The organism is Streptomyces chartreusis, assembly GCF_008704715.1.
Taxonomy (GTDB): Bacteria; Actinomycetota; Actinomycetes; order Streptomycetales; family Streptomycetaceae; genus Streptomyces; species Streptomyces chartreusis.
In genome coordinates this window covers 772,177-795,218 of the sequence record NZ_CP023689.1, presented here as the reverse complement: position 1 = coordinate 795,218, position 23,042 = coordinate 772,177, and the positions used below count along the sequence as shown (strand labels likewise).

The window sequence follows — 23,042 nt, the reverse complement described above, 5'->3', positions numbered from 1 at the left end:
GGCCCGATCTTCGATAGGTTAGGCAAGCCTTACCTTAGGAGGAACGGGATGGGTGACAGCCAAACCTGGACGGCCGCGCCTTCCGCGGCGGAACGGGCCCGGTCGGTACTGGCCGGCGCGTGGTCCTGCGGGGTGACCGCGGAGAGCTGCCGCGAGGAGCTCGTCGGCGCGCACACGGTGACCGACGACGGCCGTGTCCTGCTGGAGGTGCCGGAGGACAGTGTGCTCGTCACGGCCGCGATCTGCGCGCCGCGCGGAGAGCCCTCCGCCGTCCTGGAGTTCGCCGACGTCGCCCCCGTGCCCGTTCGCAAACGGATCCGCTCCCGGCTCTGGCTGTCCGGCTGGTTCACCCCCGAGGACGGGAAACTCGCCTTCCGGGCGACGCGCGTGGTGCTGCGGCTGCCGTCCGGCGCCGTCGTCGTCGACCTGGAGGAGTTCGCCGCCGCGGCGCCCGACCCGCTGGCCACCGCCGAGGCCCGGCTGCTCACCCATCTCGCCGACTGCCACCCGGACGCCGTCGAGCGGCTGACCCGCCTCGTCGACTCCGACAGCCTGCACGGTGCCGTCCGCGTCCAGCCGCTCGCCGTCGACCGGCACGGAGTCACCCTGCGCATCGAGCGCGCCCGCTCCCACGGTGACGTACGGCTGCCGTTCCACCGGCCCGCCGACGACGTCGCCCAGCTCACCGAGCGCATGCACGTCCTGCTCTCCCAGGCCGGCGCGGCCTCCTGCCCGCCCGCCCTACAGCGGCAGCGCACAGACGGCGACGGGTGACGCGAACGGCTCGCCCGCGAGCCGCAGTTCACCGCTCGCCCCGTCGACGTGGAAGACGCTGACGGTGCTCGACCGCTGGTTCGCCGCGAACAGCAGCGCGCCGTCCGGCGACAGGGCGATCTGCCGCGGGAAGTCCCCGGACACCTGCACCGTGTCGAGCAGCTTGAGCCGGGCGCCCTTCGCCTCCACCGCGTAGCGGGCGAGGCTGTTGTGGCCCCGGTTGGCGAGATAGGCGAACCGGCCGTTCGGCGTCACCACGATCTGCGCCGGATAGCTGGTGCCCGAACCGGTGCCCGTCTCCTGCTCGGCGCCGACGGTCAGCCGGCCCGTGGACGGGTCGTACCCGCAGACCGCGACGCTGTTGTCGACCTCGTTGGCCAGATAGGCGTAGCGGCCGCCCGGGTGGAAGGTGAGATGTCGCGGGCCCGCGCCCGGCTTCGTCCGGGCTCGGGCGACCTCGCTGAGCGTGCCCGCCTTCTCGTCGAGGCGATAGGTGTAGACGGTGTCCGTGCCCAGGTCGACGGCGAGTACGTGGCGGCCGTCCGGGCTGGTGACGAACTGGTGGGCGTGCGGGCCGTCCTGGCCCGGACCGGGCGCCGGACTGGAGTGCGTGACCAGGTCGGTGCGCTCGCCGAGCGCGCCCGAGGCGTCGATCGGGTGCACGGCGACGCTGCCCGAGCCGTAGTTGGCGCTCAGCAGCCAGCGTCCGCCGGGATGCACCGACAGATGACAGGGCGCCGCGCCGCCGGTGCCGCGACTGCCGAGAACCTCGCGGTCGGCGACCCGGACGGCGGTCACGGCGCCGTCCTCGCGCTCGTTCACCGCGTACAGGGTCCGGCCGTCCGGATGCAGCGCCAGATACGACGGGTCGGCGACGCCGTCGATCGTCCCGGTGCCCGTGACGGCACCCGTGGCCGGGTCGTACGTCGCGAGGCCGATGCCCTTGCCGCCGCCCTCGGCGGAGGTGTACGTGCCGAGATACAGCGGGCGCGGACCGGACGGACCGCGGCTCTCGGACTGGGCGCTCGGACGGGTCTCGGGGCCGGACGTCCCGGAGGTCGCCGCGTCGGCCGTGTCTGCGGGAGCGGGTGCGTTGTCGCAGGCCGTGGCCGCCGGGAGGGTCACTCCCGCGGCCGACCCCGCGAGGGTCCCGACGAATCGGCGCCTGCTCAGCCCACCACTGCCCATGTCCACACCTCAGGTCGTCGGTCGTCGTGGTCGCGACAGCAACCTTGGCGTGGATCACCCGCCGAGCGCAAGAACAGCAACAGGCGTTGCATTCTGCGCAATGCTGGTGAGGTGGCGGGCCGGCGCGCGCCGGCTACCAGTCGCCGTCCTCCACCGGCTTGCCCTGCGCGTCCTTCAGCGGCACCACCTGGCCCGGCGTCGGCGCCTGCCAGGGCTCGTGGTCGTCGCCGAGCCAGTCACCGACCGGCTGCACCGCACCCAGCGTGTCCGTCGGGGCGAGATCCCCGGCGTCCTCGTCGTAGTAGTCGAACCACGGCAGCCCCGCCCGGGTGTACGCCGCCCGGTCGACCGGCGACGGCGGGGGAGCCTCACCGGTGATCCGGCGCCACTCCGGAGGCGTCACCAGATGGACGAACACCCGGCCGCCGGGCCGGTCGGCCCAGTCCGACAGCGGACGGTCGTCCTCGTAGACCTCCTGGCGCATCGAACCGCCGACGCCGAGGCCCATCGCCGCCGCGGCCCGGGGCGCCCCGCCACCGGGAGCGGGCGGCGCCGCCATCGGCATCGCGGCGCCATAGCCGCCGAACTGCGGCATCGGGGGTGCCTGCGCAGCCTGCCGCCGCTGCTCTTCGCGCCAGGCCGCGAGCTTCGGCTCCTTCAGCGCGAAGGACTGAAGCTGTACGCCGCCCCAGACCTCCTCGCCGGTGACCTGGCCCTCGACGGTGGCGCCGAGCCCCAGCGGCACCGCCACGAACTGGCGGACCGTGCCCTTGCCGGAGTTGATCCCGTCCAGCCAGGGCTGCCGGGGGAGGACGACGTAGTTCTGCGGCTCGCGGCCGAGCCGGTCGCTCCACGGCTTCCCCGAGACCGCGCACACCTTGCCCACCCCGACCTGGAGGGCGGCCGGCTCCGTGGTGCCGCCGAAGCTCAGCCACATCGCCTCGCGCAGATACACCGGGAGCATCACCCCGCCACGCGCCCGCCACGCCTCCGGCACGGTGTCAGGGAAGTCCGCCACCCGCCGGACCGGGAACTCGCCGAGCCCCGGCGGCAGCGGATGCGTGCCCGACTCCGGCAGCCGCAACGTGCGGATGAACCGCACCGCCACGTCGCCCGGCAACCGCAGGGTGTTTCCGTCGATCCGCACGGTCGTGTCGGCCATGGGCCCGCTCCCTCGCTCCGGCGCCGGCCCGTCCCGGCGTCCCCTAGCGAGAACGCCCGTCCATCCCGGTACGGTTCCGCCACAGCTGCTCCTGCACGCCCAGGCGTTCACGCAGCCGGGTCAGCCCCGGCACCCGTACGCGCTGCTCCTGCGACACGCGGTCCAGTTCTTCCAGCAGCCGCTGCGAGCGGTGCTCGGTGTCGAGCTCGTCGATCATGCGGTTGACCTCGGTCAGGACGGCGCCGAGCAGCTGCCAGCGCTCCGTCTCGCGGTCGGCCTCCTCGCGCAGCAGCAGGGCCAGCTTGTCGCGGGTGCCCGCCGCCGTGCGCAGCTCGGCCGACAGCCGGGACTCCGCCGCGTCGGCGTTGCTGCTGACGTGCGTGGTGACCAGCACCGAGAAGCTGACCACCGCGTCCGCGATCTCGGACAGCAGCTGCTCCAGGACCGCACCCGTCTCGTTCGCGAACAGCGGATCGGGCTCACGGTCCTTGGCGAGGTCGGTGAGGGTGCGCGCGAGCACTCGCAGGACGACCGTGCAGATCTCCAGCGTGTCGAGGCCGGTGCGCAGCACGACGCGGTGCAACAGGCTGTCCCGTACGCGGGGATTGAGCCGCAGGCTGTCCTCGGCCTGCCGGAGGTCCGCGTCCACCTCGACGATGTCGTGGTCGAGCCGGCGCGCCTCGTGGAGCCGGGCCGCGGCCTGCTCGTAGGGCTGCCGGCCTGCGGCCTCCTCGCCGATGCGCAGCATCAACTGCCGCAGCCGGCGGGCCAGTGCCTCCATCGACTCGCCGGCCTCGTCCACCCACACCGGCGGCGCGAGCAGCAGATTGAAGCCGAGCCCGACCACCGCGCCGATCAGCGTCTCCAGCACCCGCGCCCACGCCGTGTCCCCGACGGTCGTGACACCGAGGACCAGCATCGCGCTGATCGCCACTTCGGGCACGTACTCGTTCACCCGCACGAGATGCCCGACGCCCAGTGACGCCACGATCAGCAGCGCGAGGCTCCACCAGGTCAGGCCGACCAGGAGGCTGAAGGCGATGGCCACCAGGACGCCGGCCACCACGGAGTTCACCCGGCGGATGCCGTTGGTGAGGGTGGCGTAGAAGGTGACCTGGACGACCAGCAGCGCGGTCAGGGGCGCGGTCAGCGGCGCCGCCTCGGGGCTCAGCCGCAGCGCGATGACGTAGGCGATCGTCGCCGCGGCCGCCGACCGCAGCGTCTGGACGACCACGGGGTCGCGGCTCAGCTTCGCCAGCCGCTCCCGGACGGACGTGTCCTCACGTGCCACAAGCATCCTCGGGCTGTTCCCTTTCGCCGACGTGTCCCACACACCGCTTGCGGAACGTAACAGTCCGCAAGGAACCCCAGATTGATCGCCGCGGCCGTGTCACGGCAAGAGGCTGGGCCGGTGATCGTCGACACCCGTGCGAGGCCGACCTGGTCCGGGACTGGGGAGAACCCCCGCCGCCACCCCGTGGTTGTCCGCATCCGGGGACGGAGGACCGCCGGATGGTCCCCGCGCGCCCGCAGCGCAAGCCTTGGATCATGAGACGGCATCGGACCGGATTAGTACTGACCCTGTTCATCATCCTCGCCGCCCTGACGACCGGCATCCCGGCCACGGCGGTGCCGACCCCCACCTCCGTCGTCGGAGCGCTCGATGGTGCGGCCCGTCCGCTGCGCACCGTCGAGCCGGGCGGCGACAGCCGTGATCTGCGGCCCCTGGGCCGGATGATCGGCGACGCCCGGGTCGTCGGCCTGGGCGAGGCCACGCACGGCTCGCACGACTTCTTCGCCCTCAAGGACCGCGTCTTCCGCCACCTCGTGCGGGAGAAGGGCTTTCGCACCTTCGCCCTGGAAACCCCCTGGAGCACCGGCCTGCGCCTCAACCACTACGTCCTGCACGGCAAGGGCGACCCCCGGCGCGTCATGCGCGAGGAGTTCCAGCGGGACTACCTGTGGTGGAACAACACCGACTATCTGCGGCTCGTCGAGTGGATGCGCGCGTACAACGTCCGCCACCCCGACGACCCCGTCCGCTTCATCGGCGACGACATCGCCTGGACCGGACCCGAGTTGTACGACGCCGTCGAGGACTGCACGGCACGCGCGCACCCCGAGCTCGCCGCGCGACTGGCCGAGTTGTACCGCGGGCTGCGGCCCACCGTGCAGACCGGCGAGTACATCGAGCGGTACATGAACCTGCCGTACGCCGAACGCAAGGACCGCGCGGAGCGCACCGGTGAGGCGCTGCGGCTGCTGGAGCGGCAGACGCCGGGCGCCGACCGCGAGGCGTACGACCTGGCCGTGCAGCACGCGAGGGTGATCGACGAAACCGCCCGGCAGTACGCCTTCGACTTCAGCGACCCGACCGGGATCGCCGCCGCCATGCGCTACCGCGACGGGGCGATGGCGGCCAACGTGGTGTGGTGGCAGAAGCACACCGGCACCAAGGTGCTGCTGTCGGCGCACAACAACCACGTCGGCTATGTGCCGGAGGAGCCGGAGCAGAACCCGAAGGTGCAGGGCGCGTTCTTGCGCGAGAGCCTCGGCGCGGGCTATGTCAGCGTCGGCCTGACCTTCGACCGCGGCTCCTTCAACGCCACCGGCCAGGACGACGACGTCATCCGCCGCTGGACGCTGGGACCCGCGGGCCCGGGCAGCAACGAGCGGACCCTCGACCGGGTGCGGTACCGCGACTACGTGCTCGACCTGCGGTCCGTCGGGGCGCCGGCCCGTGACTGGCTGCGGCAGGCGCGGCCGACGCGCGGCATCGGCACGGCCTACCCGGACGGCCCGCACGACATCGCGCTGGCCCGCAGCCACGACGTGCTGATCCACCTGCACCGGGTGGAGGCGGCGCACCTGCGGGACCGGTAGGGCGGCGGGGTCCGTCAGGCGTACAGCTTGTCCAGGAAGGAGGACAGGTTGCCCCGCGTCCGGGCGATCTGTTCCTCCACCGTCAGGCTCTCCTCGAAGCGGCTCCCCGGCCCCGGGGCCTTCTTGCCGCGGACGTAGAGGGAACACGCGAGGTCGGTGCACATGTACAGGCCGACCGAGTTGCCCTCGCGTCCTGCCGTGCCCGTCTTGCGGGCCGTCATCAGCGAGACCCCGCCGCCCGGATGGGTCGTCAGGCACAGGGAGCACATGCTGCGATGCAGGAACCCGCGCCGGGAGGACGGGAAACGGAAGGTCACGCCCACCAGGCCGCCGTCCCGCTCGGTCACCAGATAGCTGCGATCGGGCGCCCCCGGATCCCGCCAGCCCAGGAAGTCGAGGTCGTCCCAGGGGCGTTCGTCGAGATCGCGGGGGAGGGACACGCGCTTGGCCTCCCCTTTCGAGCAGTTGACAAATGAGTTGCGGATGTCCTGCTCGACGAGTGGCCTCATGGGGAGCCTCCTGGGAGTCGATCTGCGAAACCTAGGGGTCCTAGGTTAAGAGCTAGATTAGGCAGGCAGGACGAAAGGGAGCCAGTGAATTTCGACGATCCCGGGGCACCACGCGCAGCTCCGCTGGAGGTGCCGGGCGGTGCCGTCGTTCCTCTGCGGCGCCATCGTGGCTGGTCGCGCAGTTCCCCGCGCCCCTTTAGGGGCGTTGCCGCAAGGGTGCGGGGGCCGGCGGCCACACCCCCGTCGCGAGTACCCCCAGCGCATAGGCCCGAGCGACCAGTTCCGTGCGGTTGGTTGCGTTCCAGCGGGTCGACAGGCGGCGTAGGTGGTAGTTCACGCCGTCCACCGTGAGGTCGGTCTCCCGGGCGGCCCGGGCGGTGGTGGCGCCGCCGGCGAGCAGTGCCAGGATGCGGGCCTCCATCGGCGTGACCCGGGTGGGCGGCGCTTCGGGGGACGGCTCGCGGTCACCCAGGACCCGGAGCATCACCAGCAGCGCCGGCGTCTCCTGCACGGCGTCGCTGACCGGGTCCGCCGTCAGCTCCCCGTAGCGCTCCGTGCCGTCGGGCGAGCGCCAGCACACGGACACCTGGTAGCGCGAGCGGTGCCGCAGCCGCAGCGCCTCGGCGATCCGCTCGACCTGCGTAGCCTCCTGCGGCCGGAACAGCTCCAGTACGTCCCGGCCACGCAGCCGACCCGGAGTCGTACCGCACTCCGCCGCCATCGCCGGATTGGCCAGCTGGACCGCGCCGTACACATCGCACACCGCCACCGGCACGGCGACACGGTCGAAGACCATCAGGGCGCGGTTGCGCCACACGACCGCTTCCGGGTGGGTCAGGTCCACCAGGCACCTCCCGTGACTCGGCGCAAGAGCGACTCATGACTGGGCACTACATAATCATGTAGTGCCGGTGCTGGGGCGGACGGGGCCCGTCGACCAACCTGGATCGCAGTACTCCCGTACCGCGAAAGGCAGTTGTCGCGCCATGCCCCCCACCGCGCTCGACCCGCAGACCGCAGACACCCTCCCCGGCGTCCCCCTCGTCGACATCTCCGCCACCGGACCCGGCGGCACCCCCGTGCAACAGGCCATGGCGCTGATGCGGGAGCACGGGCCCGTGTTCGTGCGGCGGCTCCACGGGCGGGACGCCCTGTTCGTCGGCGACCCCGACCTGGTGGCCGAGCTCGCCGACGAGCGGCGGTTCGCCAAGCACATCGGACCCGGTCTGGAGAACGTCCGCGAGTTCGCCGCGGACGGCCTGTTCACCGCGTACAACGACGAGCCCAACTGGGCCAAGGCGCACGACATCCTCATGCCCGCCTTCGCGCTCGGCTCGATGCGCACCTACCACCCCGTGATGCTGAAGGTGGCCCGTCGGCTCATCGACTCCTGGGACCGCGACGCCCGCGCCGGACGGCCGGTGAACGTCCCCGACGACATGACCCGCATGACCCTGGACACCATCGGGCTCGCCGGCTTCGACTACGACTTCGGCTCCTTCGAGCGGCCCGAGCCGCACCCCTTCGTCGAGTCCATGGTCCGCTGCCTGGAGTGGAGCATGAAGCGGCTCGCCCGGGTCCCCGGCCGGGACTACTCGGCGGCCGACGCGGCCTTCCGGGACGACGCCGCCTATCTCGCCCAGGTCGTCGACGCCGTCATCGCCGCCCGCACCGGCACCGACCAGAGCGCCGCCGAGGACCTCCTCGGCCTGATGCTCAGCGCCGCGCACTCCGCCGACGGCACCACCCTCGACGCCGCCAACATCCGCAACCAGGTCATCACCTTCCTGATCGCCGGCCACGAGACCACCTCCGGCGCGATGTCCTTCGCGCTGTACTACCTGGCCAAGCACCCGACGGCCCTGGAACTGGTACGGCGCGAGGTCGACGCCCTGTGGGGCGACCGTGCCGACCCGGAACCGGCCTACGACGAGATCGGCAGGCTGACGTACACCCGCCAGGTCCTCAACGAGGCACTGCGGCTGTGGCCGACGGCAGCCGTGTTCTCCCGGCAGGCCCGCGAGGACACGCTCCTCGGCGGACGCATCCCGCTGCGCGCCGGGCAGGCCGCCCTCGTGCTCACCCCGATGCTCCACCGGCAGTCCGTCTGGGGCGACAACCCCGAGCGTTTCGACCCCGCACGCTTCACCGCCGAGGCCGAGGCGGCCCGGCCGGTGCACGCCTTCAAGCCGTTCGGCACCGGTGAACGCGCCTGCATCGGGCGGCAGTTCGCGCTGCACGAGGCGACCATGCTGCTGGCGATGCTCGTCCACCGCTACCGGCTGCACGACCACGCCGACTACCGCCTCACCGTCAAGGAGACCCTCACCCTCAAGCCCGAGGGCTTCACCCTGACCCTGACCCCGCGCACCCCCGCCGAGCGCAACCACACCCCGCTGCCCGGAAGCGTGCCGACCGAGACGCCCCGCGACACCGAGTCGGCGGCGCTGCCCGCCCGTGTCCGCCCCGGCACCCGTGCCCTGTTCCTGCACGGCAGCAACTACGGCACCTGCCGGGAGTTCGCCGCGTCCCTGGCCGACGAGGCCGCCGCCGTCGGCTGCGAGACCGAGGTCGCGCCCCTGGACGCCTACTCCGGCGGCCTGCCCACCGACCGGCCCGTCGTGATCACCGCCGCCTCCTACAACGGCCGCCCCACCGACGACGCCACCGTCTTCACCGCCCGCCTGGAGGGCCCGCAGGACCTGACGGACGTCAGCTACGCCGTCCTCGGCGTCGGCGACCGCAACTGGGCCGCCACGTATCAGCAGGTCCCCACCCGAATCGACGACCGCCTCGCCGAGCTCGGTGCCACCCGCCTCCTTCAGCGCGCCACCGCGGACGCCTCGGGCGACCTCACCGGTGCCGTCCGCGACTTCACGGCCCGCCTGCGCACCGCCCTGCTGGAGCGCCACGGCGACCCCGAAGCGGCCGCCCCGGCCGACGAGCCCACCGCGGCCTACGAGGTCCGCGCCCTGACCGGCGGCCCGCTGGACGCCGCCGCCGAACGGCACGGACTCGTCCCCATGACCGTCACCGAGGCGTACGACCTCACCGCGCCCGGCCACCCGCGCCGCAAGCGCTTCGTCCGCCTCGCCCTCCCGGAAGGCGTCACCTACCGCACCGCCGACCACCTCACGGTGCTGCCGGCCAACGCCCCGGCCCTGGTCGAGCGGTTCGCCGCCGCGCTCGGCGCCGACCTCGACACCGTCCTGGACATCCGCGCCGCCCGCCCGCGCCGCGACGGCCTCGCGATCGACCGGCCCCTGACCGTGCGCCGGCTCCTCACCCACCACGTCGAATTGGCGGAACGCCCGAGCGCCGCCCAGCTCACCGCCCTCGCCGCCGCCAACCCGTGCCCGCCGGAGCGCATCGCCCTGGCGCAGCTGACCGACGATCCGCGCACCCTGGTCGAGGTGATCGAGGACTTCCCGGCCCTGCGCGGCGCCCTGGACTGGCCCACCCTCCTCGACCTGCTCACACCGCTGCGCCCGCGCCACTACTCGATCTCCTCCTCACCCGCCGTCGACCCCGGCCACGCGGACCTGATGATCTCCCTGCTCCAGGCCCCCGCCCGCTCGGGCAGGGGCATCCACCGGGGCACCGGATCCGGCCACCTCACCGACGTCCGCCCCGGCGACACGGTGTACGCCCGCATCCAGCCGTGCCGGGACGTCTTCCGCATCGAGACCGGCGCACCGGTCGTGATGGTCGCCGCGGGTACCGGCCTCGCCCCGTTCCGCGGCGCCGTCGCCGACCGCGCCGCGGCCCTCGCGGCCGGCACCGAACTCGCCCCGGCCCTGTGCTACTTCGGCTGCGACGCCCCCGACGCCGACTTCCTGCACGCCGACGAGCTGTACGCCGCCGAGTCGGCCGGAGCCGTCTCGCTGCGCCCCGCCTTCAGCACCGCCGGAACCTTCGTCCAGCACCGCATCGCCGCCGAGGCCGACGACGTCTGGGAGCTGCTCGGCGCGGGCGCCCGCGTGTACGTCTGCGGCGACGGCGCCCGGATGGCGCCCGGCGTGCGGGAGGCCTTCCGTACCCTGTACCGGGACCGCACGCCGGGCGCCGACGACGCGGCGGCCGAGCGCTGGCTGGACGCACTGATCGCGGACGGCCGGTACGTGGAGGACGTCTACGCGGCGTAGGTCACAATGGGAGTCGGTCCGAACACGCGGGGGACCAGGGCTGATCCGGAGGGAGCCGCATGGCGGGGCGTAATGGGCGCACGGTACGGGACCTCAGGCGGGGCAACCGTACCGCCGTACTTCAGCGCCTGTACTTCGACGGCCCGCTCAGCCGCTTCGAGCTCGGCCCGGCCACCGGACTCAGCTCCGGCTCCGTCAGCAACGTCGTCGCCGAGCTGATCGCCGACGGCCTGGTCGAGGAGGCCGGCAGCGTCGACTCCGACGGCGGCCGGCCCCGCATCCTGCTGCGCGTCGCCCCCGGCAGCGGCCACATGATCGGCGTCGACGTCGGCGAGACCCGGGTCCGGATCGGCCTGTTCGACCTGACCCTCACCGAACTCGCCCGCGCGGAACGGCCGTTGACGCGGGAGCGGTACGAGGTCGAGGGCATCGTCGGACACATCCGCGACGGCATCGCCGAGGTGCTCGCGGAGGCCGGCATCGGCCCCGAGCGGCTGCTCGGTGTCGGCATCGGCGTCCCCGGCATCGTCGAGGACACCGGCGACCTCGGCGCCGTGGTACACGGGCAGACCATCGGCTGGGACGCCGTACCGCTGGAGAAGCTCCTGCGCGACGGCACCCAGCTCCCCGACGACGTGCCGTACTTCATCGACAACGGCGCGCGGACCCTCGGCCAGGCCGAGATGTGGTTCGGCGGCGGGCGCGGCGCCCGCAACGCCGTCGTCGTGCTCTTCGGCTCCGGCGTCGGCGCCTGCCTGGTCACCCCCGAGGTGGAGCACGGGCGGGCCGTCGAGTGGGGGCATCTGACGGTACGGGTCAGGGGGCGCCGCTGCCGGTGCGGAGCCCTCGGCTGCCTGGAGGCCTACGCGGGCGCCGAGTCGCTGCTCGACCGCTGGCGCGAACAGGGCGGGGACGTGCCGGAGGGCGCCGACGAGGAGACCGCGCTGACGGCGATGCTGGCCGGCGCCTATCCGGCCGAGGGCCGGGAGGCCGACCCGGTGGCCGTAGCCGTGCTGGAGGAGACCGCCGAGTACGTGGGCGCGGGCCTCTCCGACCTGATCAACCTCTTCCAGCCCGAGCGGATCCTGATCGGCGGCTGGGCCGGTCTCCAGCTCGGCACCCGCTTCCTGCCCGCCGTACGCCTGCACGCGGCCTCCTACTCGCTGCGGCATCCCGCGCACAAGGTCACCATCGACCTCGGCAGGCTCGGCCCGGACGCGGTCACCGTCGGCGCCGCGATCCTGCCGCTCGCCGACTTCTTCGCCCACGGCGGGCGCCGCGCCGAGCCCGCTCCCGAGGCGCCCTCGTCGTCCCTGCCCACCGCGGTGGCGGAGCGCGTGCCGCACTGAGGTTTCGCCGTCGGCGGGGACGGTACTCGCGGGCCCTCGGGGCGATGCGAGGAGAGGTGCCACCATGACCGACGGCCGTCGGGGAACAGCCGACCGCACGAACGAGCCGGTGCCGAGGGACCTGCCGGACCAGCAGGCCGACGCCGGGGAGGACCCTTGGGAGGTGCCCGTCGAACCCGCCGACGACACCACCGAGGCGGACGACGTGCCCGACACGGACGAGGCGGGCACGGGCCGGCAGGGGGCGAAGCAGTCCGGCACGGTCCACCCGGAACATCCGGCACCCGAGGAGTCCCCGGGCTGACCCGGCCCGCGTCAGCCCACCTTGCGGCCTCGCAGCGGTTCGGTGGCCGCGCCAGCGCCCTGCTGGAGGCCCTGGAAGAACTCCTCCAGCACCTCGGGCGCCGTGCGCTTCGGATGCCAGCCCAGCTCGGTACGCGCGCGCGTGCAGTTCATCAGCGGCAGCCTGAGGACCGCGTCGAACAGATGCGGTGAGGCGGGCAGCAGATGCAGCCCCCACGCGGCGGCGATCGCCGACCGTGCCGCCGTGCGTGGGAGCCGGACTGGGCGAGCCCCGAGCATCTCGCCCAGCAGCGCGGCGTCGACCGGCGGGTCGGCCGCGAGATTGAACGCCCCCCGGACGTCGGACTTCACCGCCAGCAGATACGCCGTCGCCGCGTCGTCGGTGTGCAGGGCCTGCACCCGCAGTCCCGGGATGTCGGGCAGGAAGGGCAGCAGCTCCGGGCGGGCCAGCGGGCCCGGCAGGAAACGGCCGCCGAAGATGCGGCGCTGCTCGCTCGCCGACTCCCGCTTGAACAGGAACGCCGGCCGCATCCGCACCACCCGGACCCGGGGATGGGCGCGGTCGAAGGTGTCCAGCACCCGTTCCAGATAGGCCTTCTCCCGGCAGTACGCGGCGTCCGGCCAGCCGTGCGTAGGCCAGGACTCGTCCACCGCGTGGTCCTTGGGACCCGGGGAGTAGGCGCCGACCGACGACGCGTGCACCAGCTTCGGCACCCTGGCCGCGGCCGCCGCCTCGAACACATGCAGGCCGCCCAGCACATTGGTCCGCCAGGTGGTCGCCGGATCGTGCGTGGGCTGGAACGCCCAGGCCAGATGGATCACGGCGGTGGCGCCCGCGAACAGGTCCGACAGATCGCCCCGTCCGTCGGCCAGGTCGACCGCCGCCCAGTCGGTCTTCGGCGGTGACCAGTCGGGGATCCGGCGGGCCAGCCCCAGGACGGAACCGACCTCCGGATCCTCCGAGAGGAGTCGCACCACGCTGGTACCGACATTGCCGGTGGCGCCGGTGACCACGATCCTGCGGGCCGCTTCACTGCTCACCTGCGGCTCCTCCCGGAGAGTGGGGACGGGAGCCTGCGAGTACCCCGATTCGGGGCGATCGCACGTTCCCGGTCCCGTGCTACGCGGCGAACGCGTCCACGCCCGTCAGCTCCGCCGACAGCGCCCACAGGCGTGCCGCCTGCTCCGGGTCGGTCGCCCAAGCCTTGACGCCGCTGCGCTCCCCGCCGTCGACGGCGGGTTCGGCGATGTCGCAGTCCTCCAGGTAGACCCCGCCCATGCCGTCCAGCTGCGGGGACGTCGCCGCCCACACCTGCGTGGCCGCGCCCTGCTGGGGGCTCTTGAAGCCCTCGGGGTTCAGTACGTTGCCCTGCTCGTCGATCCAGCCGCGCTCCACCATCTCCGCCTTCGGGAGGTGGCGCTGCAGCGGGGTGATGATGCCGCCGGGGTGCAGCGCGAAGGCCCGCACGCCCCGGTCCGCCGCCAGCCGGTCCAGGTGGACGGCGAACAGGACGTTCGCGGTCTTGGCCTGGCCGTAGGCCTCCCACTTGTCGTAGCCCTGCCGCCAGTGCACGTCGTCCCAGCGGATGCCGGAGAAGTGGTGGCCGCGCGACGACACGGACACCACGCGGGCGCCGCCCGGCTCGATCGCCGGCCACAGGCGGTTGACCAGTGCGAAGTGACCGAGGTGGTTGGTCGCGAACTGCGCCTCCCAGCCCGGCCCCACGCGGGTCTCCGGGCAGGCCATGATCCCGGCGTTGTCGATCATGAAGTCGATGGTGCGGCCGGAGGCGAGGAACCGCTCGGCGAAGCCGCGCACGCTCTTCAGGTCGCCGAGGTCCAGTTCGTCCACCTCGACGCCTTCGAGGCCGGCCAGCGCCTCCTCGGCGGCGGCCCGGCGGCGGGCCGGGACGACGACCCGTGCGCCGGCCTTGGTGAGGGACCGGGTGGTCTCCAGGCCGAGCCCGGAGTAGCCGCCGGTGACGACCGCGAGCTTCCCGGTCAGGTCGATGCCCTCGAGGACCTCGTCGGCGGTGCTGTTCGCCCCGAAGCCGGAGCCGATCTTGTGCTGTGCAGTGCTCATGTCCAAAACGCTACGAATTGGAGTGCTCTCGAAGTCAAGCCGAGCCCGGGAGACACGCGTCGGGGCAAGAGAAAGCCCCGGCCGGACGGGGGATTCCGGTCGGGGCGGTCAGAGGTGGGCGCGGATGGCGGTCGCCTCTCGGCGAAAGGCTCCACAGGGCTTCAGCCGAACGATCTTCCCTGTGGGCGAAAGGTGAGGCCCGGGGACACTGTCCCATCCGCACCCACGGCTGGTTCAACGGGAAACTACCGGCGGGTGTTCCTGAGTCCGCCGCGATACGCGGTGATCTGCGTCACGCCTGAGAACACGGCTCCCGCACTCACTTCTCGCGGGTCCACTCCAGCAGCTCGTCCGCGGTCCAGGTGGTCAGGACCCGCTCGGCGGGCACCCCGCACTCCTCGGCGCGGGCACAGCCGTACCGCTGCCAGTCGAGCTGCCCCGGGGCGTGCGCGTCGGTGTCGACGGAGAACAGCACGCCCGCGTCCACGGCCCGGCGCAGCAGCCGCCGGGGCGGGTCGAGCCGCTCGGGCCGGCTGTTGATCTCCACGGCCGTACCGGACTCCGCGCAGGCGGCGAACACCTCGTCCGCGTCGAACTCCGACTCCGGCCGGCCCCGCCCCGTGATCAGGCGGCCGGTGCAGTGACCGAGGACGTCGGCGTGGGGATCGCGTACGGCGGTGACCATCCGGCGGGTCATCGCGCGGGCCTCCATGCGCAGCTTGGAGTGCACCGAAACCACGACCACGTCGAGCCGCTCCAGCAGCTCGGGTTCCTGGTCGAGGGAGCCGTCCTCCAGGATGTCGCACTCGATGCCGGTGAGCAGCCGGAACGGCGCCCAGGTCGAATTCAGCTCCGTCACCACGTCCAGCTGCTCGCGGAGCCGGTCGGCCGACAGACCCCGGGCGACGGTCAAGCGGGGCGAGTGGTCGGTCAGCACCGCCCACTCGTGGCCGAGGCCGGCCGCCGTGCGGCCCATCTCCTCGATCGGGCTGCCGCCGTCCGACCAGTCGGAGTGCAGATGGCAGTCCCCGCGCAGCAGCTCCCACAGCGGCCCGCCCTCGGGCAGCTCGGCCTCCGGCTGCTCCTCCAGGTCCGCGAGGTATCCGGGGACCTGTCCGGCCAGTGCCTCGCGCACCACCTTCGCCGTCTTCGGCCCGACGCCCCGCAGCGACTCCAGCGTCCCGGCCTCGGCCCGCGCCCGCACCTCGTCCGCGGGCAGCTCCGCCAGCACCCGGGCGGCCGTACGGAAGGCCCGTACGCGATAGGTCGGCGCGAGGGAGCGCTCCAGCAGGAAGGCGATCCGGTCCAGCGCCTGCACGGGATCCATCGCCACCTCCACCCTCCAGGGTTCCCCGGCCGAGCCGCCCCCGCACGGCGGGCGGGCGGCCCGGCGGTCTTGGGGACGCCCGCCGGGGACGACCTGGAGGACTCGTTGACGCGTGTCGCGCTCTACGCTCTATTCATGACCGAAAGCGCGAGTCCGCACATCACACAACCGCGGATCATGGTGCTCGGGGTTCAGCCGGGCACGCCTCCGTTCCGCATCATGGAGATCGACGGCGTGGTCGTCGGTTCGGCGAGGGCCGTCACCGACGTCCTGGAGACGGCCGCTCTCTACGGCATCAGCGTCCACGACCTCGACGACCCGGACGTGGTCCGCTGGGTCGGCGGCGACAAGTTCACCTGGCACCGCCACTAGCCGGACGGGTCACCCGACCGTCCACTTCTGGTTGCCGGCGCCGGTGCAGGTCCACAGCTGGAGCCGGGTGCCGTTGGCCGAGTTGTTCCCGGTCACGTCGAGGCACTTGTTCGCCTGTGGATTGACGATGTCGCGCGCCGCCGAGACGGTCCATCTCTGATTCGGTCCGCCGGTGCAGTCCCACAGCTGGACCGTCGTGCCGTCCGCCGTGCCGTTGCCGGTGGCGTCCAGGCACTTGCCGAGCGCGCGGAGCGTGCCGTCCGAGGCGGCGGTCCACTGCTGGGCCCCGGTGCCGTTGCAGTCGTAGAGCTGCACGGGTGTGCCGTTCGCGGAGCTCGCGCCCGCCACGTCGACGCACTTGCCGCCGAGCCCCCTGATCGCGCCGCCGTTCGCGCTGTCACCGGTCGTCACCGAGACGTGGTCCACGACGAGCTGCTGCGGGAACACCGTGGAGCCGTCCGGGTCGCCGGGCCAGTAGCCGCCCACCGCGAGGTTCAGGATCAGGAAGTACGGCTTGTTGAAGACCCACTGCTTGCCGCCCAGGTCGGCCGGCGTGCGCCGCTGGTAGACGTTGCCGTCCACGGACCAGGTGATGGAGTCGGGCGCCCAGTCCACGGCGAAGGTGTGGAAGGCGTCGGCGAAGGCCTGGCCGTTCGGCAGCGAGTAGCCGGCGCCTATGCCGCCCGACCCGGAGTAGCCGGGGCCGTGGATGGTGCCGTGCACGGTCGAGGGCTCGAAGCCGACGTTCTCCATGATGTCGATCTCGCCCGAGTCCGGCCAGTTCACCGGTGTGCCGAGCATCCAGAACGCGGGCCACATGCCCTGCCCCCGCGGCACCTTCATCCGGGCCTCGACGTGCCCGTACTGCGCGGTGAACTTCCCGGAGGTGTTCAGCCGGGCCGAGGTGTACTGGCAAGTGCCGTACCAGCACTGGTAGTTGGAGGGGTTCTCGCGCCGGGCCGTGATCACCAGATGGCCCTGGCCGTCCAGTGCCGCGTTCTTGTTGCCGGACGTGTAGTACTGCCGCTCGTGGTTGTTGACGTTGTCGCCGGTCTCGATCTGCCACTTCGACGAGTCGACCGCGGCACCCGCGGGCCCGTCGAAGTTGTCGGAGAACGTCACGGCGGCTGCCGCGACTTCGGGTGGTTCCGCCTGGGCGGGCCCGATCGCGGCCGATGCGACCAGTACGCCGGACAGCGCGGCCAGTAGAACGTTGCGGAGCAGGCGTGGGGAGGCCATGGTGCTCCCTTCCGTGCGGCGACCCGATGGGCGGGTGCGCCGGCCGTTGTGGGGGGTGAAGGTGTCGCCACTTGATTTAAGGAGTGAGGAAAGGGGGCGTCAATACTTTGGTACGGACCAGTAGTTGGCGGGGGCGACAACCGCCCGGATCGGGCCGCTCTGTCCACCGGCACCCTTCGTCCATTGCCGAACTGTCGCGTTCCTAGGCTTCTCGCCATGGACGCCGCACACATCGGCGAGCTGCTCGCCGTCCTGGGCGCCGGCGCAGCCGCCGGTGCCGTCAACGCCGCCGTCGGGTCGGGCACGCTCATCACGTTCCCGGTGCTGCTCGCGACCGGCCTGCCGCCCGTCACCGCCACGGTCTCCAACGCGCTCGGCCTGATCCCCGGCTCGATCAGCGGAGCCATCGGGTACCGGCGCGAACTGCGCGGCCAGCGCCGACGCGTCCTGAAATGGGGCGCCGGCGCCCTGCTCGGCGGGCTCACCGGCGCGACGCTGCTGCTGGCCCTGCCCGCCTCGGCGTTCGAACGGATCGTGCCGGTCCTGGTCGGACTCGCCCTCGTACTGGTCGCCCTCCAGCCACTGATCAGCAGGAGACTCCGCGACCGCCGGGCCCGCACGGGACGGTCCGCCCGCCCCGACGGTGGCCCCCTGCTGCTCGTCGGTCTGACCCTGGCCAGCGTCTACGGCGGCTACTTCTCGGCCGCCCAGGGCATCATCTACGTCGCCCTGATGGGCATGCTCCTCGACGACGAACTGCAACGCCTCACCGCCGTCAAGAACGTACTGGTCGCCGTCGTCAACTCCGTCGCCGCGCTGTTCTTCCTCGTCGTCGCCGACTTCGACTGGACGGCCGTGGCCCTCCTCGCCGTCGGGTCCGCGGCCGGCGGCCACTTCGGAGCCACCGTGGGCCGCCGGCTGCGTCCCGCCGTACTGCGCACGTTCATCGTCGTGGTCGGCACGGGCGCGATAGTCCAGCTGGTGCTGCGCTAGGAGGGGCGGGGTCCGCGGGCCACTAGGACGAGCGCGGCTTGCGGGCATGCACCATGCGGCTCATCCGCCGGCCCAGCAGCAGGTAGCCGATCAGCGCGCCGGTCGTGTTGAGGATGACGTCGTCGACGTCGAAGGCCCGCCCGGTCACCAGGGCGCCCTGCGCGAACTCGACGAGAAGCATCACCGTCGCCGTCAGCAGCAGCACCCGCAGGACGCCGCGCGTCCTCGGGGCGATCACGGGGACCAGGACACCGAACGGCGCGCCCAGCAGCACATTGCCGCCGATCTGTTTGACGGCGTCCCGGAGTTCGGGCTGGTCGAGATAGGCCCGCAGCGTGCTGCCCGGCTGGAGATTGGTGTGCGTCAGCGCCTCCGAAGCGGGCGACGGCTGAAGGGTGAGCTTCGCCAGCACGACGGCGAAGGCCACCATGAAGACGAAGGCGCACAGCATCGCCAGCAGGCGAGTCAGAACGCGCAGCGGACTTCGCGCGGGTTGTGCGGCGGGCCGGGACCCGCCGGGTGGCTTGGTCCTGGCGGCGCCCTTGGACCTGTCGGCACGTCCGAACCAGGTGGAGCGTCCCGACTTGGCGGAGTTCTTCGGCTTCGGCTTGGCCGCTCCACCCCTGGACTTCGCACCGGCCTTCGACTTCGCGCCGCCCTTGGATTTCGCACCGCCCTTGGTCTTGGCGGCACCTGACGTCTTGGGACTGCCGATGTGCAACGCGACACGCGAAGGTGGGGATCCACCGGCCATGTTGTCCTCCAGTCTTCAACTTCCCTTGGTGGTTAGCCGCTTACCCCCGAACCCGTCCGCGATGCGGTCGCTTTTGGCCGCTCGCCGACGACCCTCACCGGTTTCCCTTCCCGCTGCCGGGGCACTCCGGGCGGAGACCCGCGCGTGCCGCCGCCCCTGGTGGCGGGGGCGGTGCTTGGATGGCGCGGAGCTGGAGAAAACGGACAAGCCAGGCTCGGGGAGGTGGCCGCGTGAACCGGCGTACGACGCTGCTCGCCGCGGCCGAGTTCCTGGCCTGGTGGATCGCGCTCGCCCTGCTCTGGCTGGTCCTGATCAGCACCGTGGACACCCTCGAACTCGCGGTCGGTGCGGCCGCCGCCGGCGTATCGGCGCTCGCGGCCGTCGCGGCCCGCCGGGCGGTGACCGGACGATGAACGGCTGGCTGCTCGCGGCGGCCCTCGTGCTCGGCGGGGGAGTGGGCGCCACCCTCTGGGGCGTCGCCACCGGCCCGCTGCGCCGCCGAGCCGTGGCCCAGAACCTCTCGACCGCGCTGGCCTGCCCCGGCCTGCTGCTGCTCGCCCAGGGCCACGACCGCCCCGCGTACGTCGACCTCGCCCTGATCCTCGCCCTGCTCGGCCCGGTGGGCACCCTGGTCTTCGCCCGGCTGCTGGCCGACGAACTCGCCGCCGACCCACCGCGCGCCCGGGGCCTGACCTGGGCGACGGCGGGACTCGGCGCCGCGGTGGTGCTGGCGCTGTGCGCGGCGGCCGGACCGAGCCGGGAGACGGTGAAGCTCCTCGTCACGGGAGCGCTGCTGATCGGCGGGAACCTCGTAGCCTCCCGCGCGCTGTCCGGCGGCATCGCGGGGGTGCGCGGTGGCTGACGCGCTGATCGTCGTCGCGCTGCTGCTGGTGGCCGGCTGCGCGACCGTGGCCGTAATGGTCCGCGACCCCGTCCGCCAGGCCCTCGTGCTGGCCGTCCTCGGTGTCGCGCTCGCCGTGCTGTTCACGGTGCTCCAGGCGCCCGACGTCGCCCTGTCGCAGCTGGCCGTCGGCGGCGCCCTCACCCCGCTGTTGCTGCTCCTGTCCGTCCGCAAGGTCAAACGGCGCAAAGGACACGAGCGGTGAACCCGCGCACCCGGCTGTGGCTCGTGGCCGTCGGCCTCGCGGGCGTCGCCGCGCTCCTCGTCGCGGCAAGCCTGGACCTGCCGCACTTCGGCGGCGACCGGCACCCGTACGGCGACCGCGCGGTGCACGCCTCCCTCGACCGGCACACCGCGAACGCCATCGCCTCCGTCAACTTCGACCAGCGCGCCTTCGACACCCTCGGCGAGACGACCATCCTCTTCGCGGCCGTCGTCGGCTGCGTGGTCCTGCTGCGGCAGACCCGCGACGAGCACCGCGCCCGGCCCGCACCCGCCGCCGTGGCCCCGCCCGTGCGCCGGTACGCCCTCCTCGTCCTGCCGGTCGCGCTGCTCGTCGGCCTGTACGTCATCGCGCACGGGCAGCTCAGCCCCGGCGGCGGCTTCCAGGGCGGCGTCGTCGCCGCGACCTCCCTGCACCTGCTCTACCTCGGCGCCGACTACCGCGCCCTGGAACGGATCCGCACGGTCGGCCTGTTCGAGGTCGGCGACGCCCTGGCGGCCTCGGCCTACCTGGTCACGGGCCTCGCGGGCCTCATCGGCGGGACGGCCTTCCTGGCCAACACCCTGCTGCCGTACGGCACGTTCAACACCCTGTCCTCGGGCGGCACCGTGCCGCTGCTGAACGCCGCCGTCGGCATGGAGGTCGCCTGTGCGGTCGTCGTGCTGCTCGCCCGCTTCCTGGACCAGGCCGTCGAGATCGAGGAGGGGAACGGGAAGTGAGAACACCGTGATGGACGTCCTGCCCTACCTCGTCGCCGCCTGGGTCTTCCTCATCGGCTGCTACGGCCTCGCCACCAGCCGCAATCTGATCCACGCCGTCGGCTGTCTGTCCGTGTGCCAGTGCGGCACCTATGTCCTGCTGCTGGCCGTCGGCTACCGCGACGACGCCACCGCGCCCGTCTTCTCCGACCTCGAACCGGGCTCCCGGCCCGTCGTCGACCCGGTCGTCCAGGCCCTTGCCCTGACCGACGTCGTCGTGGGCGCCACCGTCACCGCCCTGCTCCTCGCGCTCGTCATCCAGGTCGCCAAGCGGCACGGCACCGTCGACCCCGACGAACTCTCCGAGCTGCGCGGCTGATGAACGACCTGCTCCCGCTGCTCGTCGCCGTACCGCTGTGCGGGGCCGCCCTCCTGGTCGCGGGCGGACGCCGGGTGCCGCGCGTCCTCGCGGAGTCCGTGGGATGCGCCGTCTCGGCGGGCACCGCAGGACTCGCGATCACCCTGCTGCTGAACTCCTCGCCGCCGATGGCCGAATGGGCCGGCGGCTGGACGCCCGTCGACGGCCACGGCGTGGGAATCGTCCTTGTCGGCGACGGCCCCGGGCTCGGCATGGCGGCCCTGGCCTCCGTGCTGACGCTGGCCGCCCTGGCCTACTCCTGGCGCTACTTCGACGAACCCCCGCGCCGGCACGCGGGCTCGTTCCCCGCGCTGATCCTGCTCCTCCAGGCCGGCATGTGCGGGTTCGCCATCGCGGGCGACCTGTTCAACGCGTTCGTGTGGTTCGAGCTGATGAGCGTCGTCGCCTACGCGCTGACCGGCACCCGTGTCGAGGAGGCCAAGGCCGTGCAGGGCGCGCTGACCTTCGGCGTCGTCACCTCGCTCGGCGCGTACGCCATGCTCATGGGCATCGGCCTGCTCTACGCCCGCACCGGCGAGCTCTCCATGGCCCAGATCGGCCGAGCCCTCGATGCGCACGGACCGCCGGACGGCCTCGTCCTCGCCGCCTTCGTCCTCGTCCTGACCGGCCTGCTGATCAAGTCCGCCGCCGTTCCCTTCCACTTCTGGCTCCCGGACGCCCACGCCGTCGCACCCACCCCCGTGTGCATGCTGCTGTCGGGCGTCATGGTCGAACTCGGCGTGTACGGCGTCTGGCGGGTGTACGGCACAGTCTTCGCCGGACCCGGCGGCATCCCGGCGGCCGACCTGGAGCGGTCACTGCTCGTGCTCGGCGCGGTGACGGCGATGATCGGCGCCGTCATGTGCTGGTACCAGCGCCACATCAAGCGGCTCCTGGCGTACTCGACGGTCGCCCACACCGGGCTGTTCCTGATCGGCATCGGCGTGCTGAGTCCCGAGGCCGACGACGGGGTCGCGCTGTACGTCCTCGGTCACGCCGGTGTGAAGGCCGCGCTGTTCGCCTGCACCGGCATCCTCCTCGACCGCTACGGCAACGTCGACGAGCATGCGCTGCACGGCAGGGCCCGCGAACTGCGCGGCGTCGCCGTGATGTACGCCGTCGGCGGGCTGGCGCTCGCCGGACTCCCGCCCTTCGGCACGGGTCTGGGCAAGGCCGTCACGGAGAAGGCGGTGGGCGGGCCGCTGATCGCCCTCTACGTCGTCGCGAGCGCGGTCACCGCCGGGGCGGTCCTGCGGGTCGCGGCCCGGGTGTTCCTCGGCCTCGGCCCCGCCCCCGAGGACGACACCGAGTACGAGACGACCGGCGCCGGTGAGCGGCCCGAGACCCGGCACCGGCTCAGCCGGATCCCCGACACGATGACCGCAGTCCCCGCGCTGCTGCTGGCCGGATCGCTCGCCGTCGGCGTGGCCCCCGGCTTCGGCGAGGTCCTCTCGCACGCCGTCAACGAGGCCGGGTCCGGCGGTGCCGTGGTGCCGGCACCGCACTGGAGCCCGGCCGGTGTGCTGCTCGACCTCGTCGCGACCGCGCTGGCCCTCGGCCTCGCGGCCCTCGCGGTGACCCGGCCGGGGTGGCTCGCCGCCCCGCGCCGGGCACTGCCGCTGCGACGCCTCCAGTCCGGGCACGTCGGGGACTACGTGGCCTGGGTCCTGGTGGGCGCCACCGTGCTCGGGGCGCTGGCACTGCCCGGCCTGGCGGGATAG

General features: G+C 72.8%; 23 protein-coding genes. 13 read left to right on the top strand and 10 right to left on the bottom strand.

Translation table 11 applies throughout. The features are described from left to right. The first annotated feature begins 48 nt into the window (after positions 1 to 48). Positions 49 to 774, top strand: a complete 726-nt coding sequence (locus CP983_RS03330) for a DUF2470 domain-containing protein (RefSeq protein WP_150498459.1) — start codon at positions 49 to 51, stop codon at positions 772 to 774. Here the strand turns inward: CP983_RS03330 and CP983_RS03325 are convergent. The 3 genes from CP983_RS03325 to CP983_RS03315 all read right to left on the bottom strand — a co-directional run bounded on the left by CP983_RS03325 (position 742) and on the right by CP983_RS03315 (position 4,421). Then, positions 742 to 1,968, bottom strand: a complete 1,227-nt coding sequence (locus CP983_RS03325) for a lactonase family protein (RefSeq protein ID WP_373309783.1) — start codon at positions 1,966 to 1,968, stop codon at positions 742 to 744. The two genes, CP983_RS03330 and CP983_RS03325, sit on opposite strands and share 33 nt — an antisense overlap. 127 nt (positions 1,969 to 2,095) lie before the next feature. Then, positions 2,096 to 3,124, bottom strand: coding sequence for a hypothetical protein (locus CP983_RS03320; protein ID WP_150498457.1), 1,029 nt, complete (start codon positions 3,122 to 3,124; stop codon positions 2,096 to 2,098). Between the two features lie 43 nt (positions 3,125 to 3,167). Then, a complete protein-coding gene (locus tag CP983_RS03315; protein ID WP_125528739.1) occupies positions 3,168 to 4,421 on the bottom strand; it encodes an FUSC family protein in 1,254 nt (417 codons plus the stop codon). Positions 4,422 to 4,672: 251 nt separating this feature from the next. On the opposite strand from CP983_RS03315, the gene CP983_RS03310 reads away from it, so the two are divergent. Continuing rightward, complete coding sequence (locus CP983_RS03310; RefSeq protein WP_150498456.1) at positions 4,673 to 6,007, top strand: erythromycin esterase family protein; 1,335 nt, start codon at positions 4,673 to 4,675, stop codon at positions 6,005 to 6,007. Between the two features lie 14 nt (positions 6,008 to 6,021). Here CP983_RS03310 and CP983_RS03305 read toward each other — a convergent pair whose 3' ends face one another. Next, positions 6,022 to 6,516 (bottom strand): FBP domain-containing protein, encoded by a 495-nt coding sequence (locus CP983_RS03305; protein ID WP_150498455.1) that lies wholly within the window; start codon positions 6,514 to 6,516, stop codon positions 6,022 to 6,024. A gap of 196 nt (positions 6,517 to 6,712) precedes the next feature. Continuing rightward, positions 6,713 to 7,312 (bottom strand): PAS domain S-box protein, encoded by a 600-nt coding sequence (locus CP983_RS03300; RefSeq protein ID WP_150506359.1) that lies wholly within the window; start codon positions 7,310 to 7,312, stop codon positions 6,713 to 6,715. 190 nt (positions 7,313 to 7,502) lie between these two features. Here CP983_RS03300 and CP983_RS03295 point away from each other — a divergent pair, with 190 nt between their 5' ends. The 3 genes from CP983_RS03295 (at position 7,503) to CP983_RS03285 (ending at position 12,314) form a co-directional block, all read left to right on the top strand. Continuing rightward, positions 7,503 to 10,661, top strand: a complete 3,159-nt coding sequence (locus CP983_RS03295; protein WP_150498454.1) for a cytochrome P450 — start codon at positions 7,503 to 7,505, stop codon at positions 10,659 to 10,661. 59 nt (positions 10,662 to 10,720) lie between these two features. Further along, positions 10,721 to 12,010 carry an ROK family transcriptional regulator gene (locus tag CP983_RS03290; protein ID WP_150498453.1) on the top strand — a complete coding sequence of 430 codons (1,290 nt, stop codon included), beginning with the start codon at positions 10,721 to 10,723 and terminating at the stop codon, positions 12,008 to 12,010. A 64-nt stretch (positions 12,011 to 12,074) separates the two neighbouring features. Beyond that, a complete protein-coding gene (locus CP983_RS03285; RefSeq protein ID WP_107906428.1) occupies positions 12,075 to 12,314 on the top strand; it encodes a hypothetical protein in 240 nt (79 codons plus the stop codon). Between the two features lie 11 nt (positions 12,315 to 12,325). Here CP983_RS03285 and CP983_RS03280 read toward each other — a convergent pair whose 3' ends face one another. The 3 genes from CP983_RS03280 to CP983_RS03270 form a co-directional block, all read right to left on the bottom strand. Beyond that, positions 12,326 to 13,354 (bottom strand): SDR family oxidoreductase, encoded by a 1,029-nt coding sequence (locus tag CP983_RS03280; RefSeq protein WP_150498452.1) that lies wholly within the window; start codon positions 13,352 to 13,354, stop codon positions 12,326 to 12,328. 79 nt (positions 13,355 to 13,433) lie between these two features. Further along, positions 13,434 to 14,396 (bottom strand): SDR family NAD(P)-dependent oxidoreductase, encoded by a 963-nt coding sequence (locus tag CP983_RS03275; protein ID WP_150498451.1) that lies wholly within the window; start codon positions 14,394 to 14,396, stop codon positions 13,434 to 13,436. Between the two features lie 319 nt (positions 14,397 to 14,715). Beyond that, complete coding sequence (locus tag CP983_RS03270) at positions 14,716 to 15,723, bottom strand: PHP domain-containing protein (protein ID WP_150498450.1); 1,008 nt, start codon at positions 15,721 to 15,723, stop codon at positions 14,716 to 14,718. 135 nt (positions 15,724 to 15,858) lie between these two features. Here CP983_RS03270 and CP983_RS03265 point away from each other — a divergent pair, with 135 nt between their 5' ends. Then, positions 15,859 to 16,095 (top strand): hypothetical protein, encoded by a 237-nt coding sequence (locus tag CP983_RS03265; RefSeq protein ID WP_030954907.1) that lies wholly within the window; start codon positions 15,859 to 15,861, stop codon positions 16,093 to 16,095. Between the two features lie 9 nt (positions 16,096 to 16,104). Here the strand turns inward: CP983_RS03265 and CP983_RS03260 are convergent, their stop codons facing one another. Beyond that, on the bottom strand, positions 16,105 to 17,334 hold the full coding sequence (locus CP983_RS03260) for a ricin-type beta-trefoil lectin domain protein (protein ID WP_150498449.1): 1,230 nt from the start codon (positions 17,332 to 17,334) through the stop codon (positions 16,105 to 16,107). A 216-nt stretch (positions 17,335 to 17,550) separates the two neighbouring features. Here CP983_RS03260 and CP983_RS03255 point away from each other — a divergent pair, with 216 nt between their 5' ends. After that, the gene (locus CP983_RS03255; RefSeq protein ID WP_125525825.1) at positions 17,551 to 18,327 is read left to right on the top strand and encodes a sulfite exporter TauE/SafE family protein; all 777 of its coding nucleotides are present in this window, start codon (positions 17,551 to 17,553) and stop codon (positions 18,325 to 18,327) included. Between the two features lie 22 nt (positions 18,328 to 18,349). Here CP983_RS03255 and CP983_RS03250 read toward each other — a convergent pair whose 3' ends face one another. Further along, positions 18,350 to 18,805: a VanZ family protein gene (locus tag CP983_RS03250; protein ID WP_229914706.1), complete on the bottom strand. Its 456-nt coding sequence runs from the start codon at positions 18,803 to 18,805 to the stop codon at positions 18,350 to 18,352. 506 nt (positions 18,806 to 19,311) lie between these two features. Between CP983_RS03250 and CP983_RS03245 the strand changes: the two genes are divergently transcribed. The 6 genes from CP983_RS03245 to CP983_RS03220 are packed head-to-tail and all read left to right on the top strand — an operon-like array spanning position 19,312 to position 23,042. Next, positions 19,312 to 19,494: a hypothetical protein gene (locus CP983_RS03245; RefSeq protein ID WP_107906424.1), complete on the top strand. Its 183-nt coding sequence runs from the start codon at positions 19,312 to 19,314 to the stop codon at positions 19,492 to 19,494. Continuing rightward, positions 19,491 to 19,943, top strand: a complete 453-nt coding sequence (locus CP983_RS03240; protein WP_150498448.1) for an MrpF/PhaF family protein — start codon at positions 19,491 to 19,493, stop codon at positions 19,941 to 19,943. The genes CP983_RS03245 and CP983_RS03240 overlap by 4 nt, the downstream gene beginning before the upstream one ends. Beyond that, complete coding sequence (locus CP983_RS03235) at positions 19,936 to 20,187, top strand: Na(+)/H(+) antiporter subunit B (RefSeq protein ID WP_150498447.1); 252 nt, start codon at positions 19,936 to 19,938, stop codon at positions 20,185 to 20,187. Before CP983_RS03240 ends, CP983_RS03235 begins: the two co-directional genes overlap by 8 nt. Further along, on the top strand, positions 20,184 to 20,924 hold the full coding sequence (locus CP983_RS03230) for an MnhB domain-containing protein (RefSeq protein ID WP_150498446.1): 741 nt from the start codon (positions 20,184 to 20,186) through the stop codon (positions 20,922 to 20,924). Before CP983_RS03235 ends, CP983_RS03230 begins: the two co-directional genes overlap by 4 nt. Before the next feature lie 10 nt (positions 20,925 to 20,934). Further along, positions 20,935 to 21,282, top strand: coding sequence for a sodium:proton antiporter (locus tag CP983_RS03225; protein WP_125525832.1), 348 nt, complete (start codon positions 20,935 to 20,937; stop codon positions 21,280 to 21,282). Beyond that, positions 21,282 to 23,042, top strand: a complete 1,761-nt coding sequence (locus CP983_RS03220) for a complex I subunit 5 family protein (RefSeq protein ID WP_150498445.1) — start codon at positions 21,282 to 21,284, stop codon at positions 23,040 to 23,042. Before CP983_RS03225 ends, CP983_RS03220 begins: the two co-directional genes overlap by 1 nt.

Excerpts from the sequence above, each read along its gene's own strand:
- CP983_RS03330 (WP_150498459.1), top strand. The coding sequence starts at position 49 with ATGGGTGACAGCCAAACCTGGACGGCCGCGCCTTCCGCGGCGGAACGG.
- CP983_RS03320 (WP_150498457.1), bottom strand. The coding sequence starts at position 3,124 with ATGGCCGACACGACCGTGCGGATCGACGGAAACACCCTGCGGTTGCCG.
- CP983_RS03315 (WP_125528739.1), bottom strand. The coding sequence starts at position 4,421 with ATGCTTGTGGCACGTGAGGACACGTCCGTCCGGGAGCGGCTGGCGAAG.
- CP983_RS03310 (WP_150498456.1), top strand. The coding sequence starts at position 4,673 with ATGAGACGGCATCGGACCGGATTAGTACTGACCCTGTTCATCATCCTC.
- CP983_RS03305 (WP_150498455.1), bottom strand. The coding sequence starts at position 6,516 with ATGAGGCCACTCGTCGAGCAGGACATCCGCAACTCATTTGTCAACTGC.
- CP983_RS03300 (WP_150506359.1), bottom strand. The coding sequence starts at position 7,312 with ATGGTCTTCGACCGTGTCGCCGTGCCGGTGGCGGTGTGCGATGTGTAC.
- CP983_RS03295 (WP_150498454.1), top strand. The coding sequence starts at position 7,503 with ATGCCCCCCACCGCGCTCGACCCGCAGACCGCAGACACCCTCCCCGGC.
- CP983_RS03290 (WP_150498453.1), top strand. The coding sequence starts at position 10,721 with ATGGCGGGGCGTAATGGGCGCACGGTACGGGACCTCAGGCGGGGCAAC.
- CP983_RS03285 (WP_107906428.1), top strand. The coding sequence starts at position 12,075 with ATGACCGACGGCCGTCGGGGAACAGCCGACCGCACGAACGAGCCGGTG.
- CP983_RS03275 (WP_150498451.1), bottom strand. The coding sequence starts at position 14,396 with ATGAGCACTGCACAGCACAAGATCGGCTCCGGCTTCGGGGCGAACAGC.
- CP983_RS03270 (WP_150498450.1), bottom strand. The coding sequence starts at position 15,723 with ATGGATCCCGTGCAGGCGCTGGACCGGATCGCCTTCCTGCTGGAGCGC.
- CP983_RS03265 (WP_030954907.1), top strand. The coding sequence starts at position 15,859 with ATGACCGAAAGCGCGAGTCCGCACATCACACAACCGCGGATCATGGTG.
- CP983_RS03260 (WP_150498449.1), bottom strand. The coding sequence starts at position 17,334 with ATGGCCTCCCCACGCCTGCTCCGCAACGTTCTACTGGCCGCGCTGTCC.
- CP983_RS03255 (WP_125525825.1), top strand. The coding sequence starts at position 17,551 with ATGGACGCCGCACACATCGGCGAGCTGCTCGCCGTCCTGGGCGCCGGC.
- CP983_RS03240 (WP_150498448.1), top strand. The coding sequence starts at position 19,491 with ATGAACGGCTGGCTGCTCGCGGCGGCCCTCGTGCTCGGCGGGGGAGTG.
- CP983_RS03225 (WP_125525832.1), top strand. The coding sequence starts at position 20,935 with ATGGACGTCCTGCCCTACCTCGTCGCCGCCTGGGTCTTCCTCATCGGC.
- CP983_RS03220 (WP_150498445.1), top strand. The coding sequence starts at position 21,282 with ATGAACGACCTGCTCCCGCTGCTCGTCGCCGTACCGCTGTGCGGGGCC.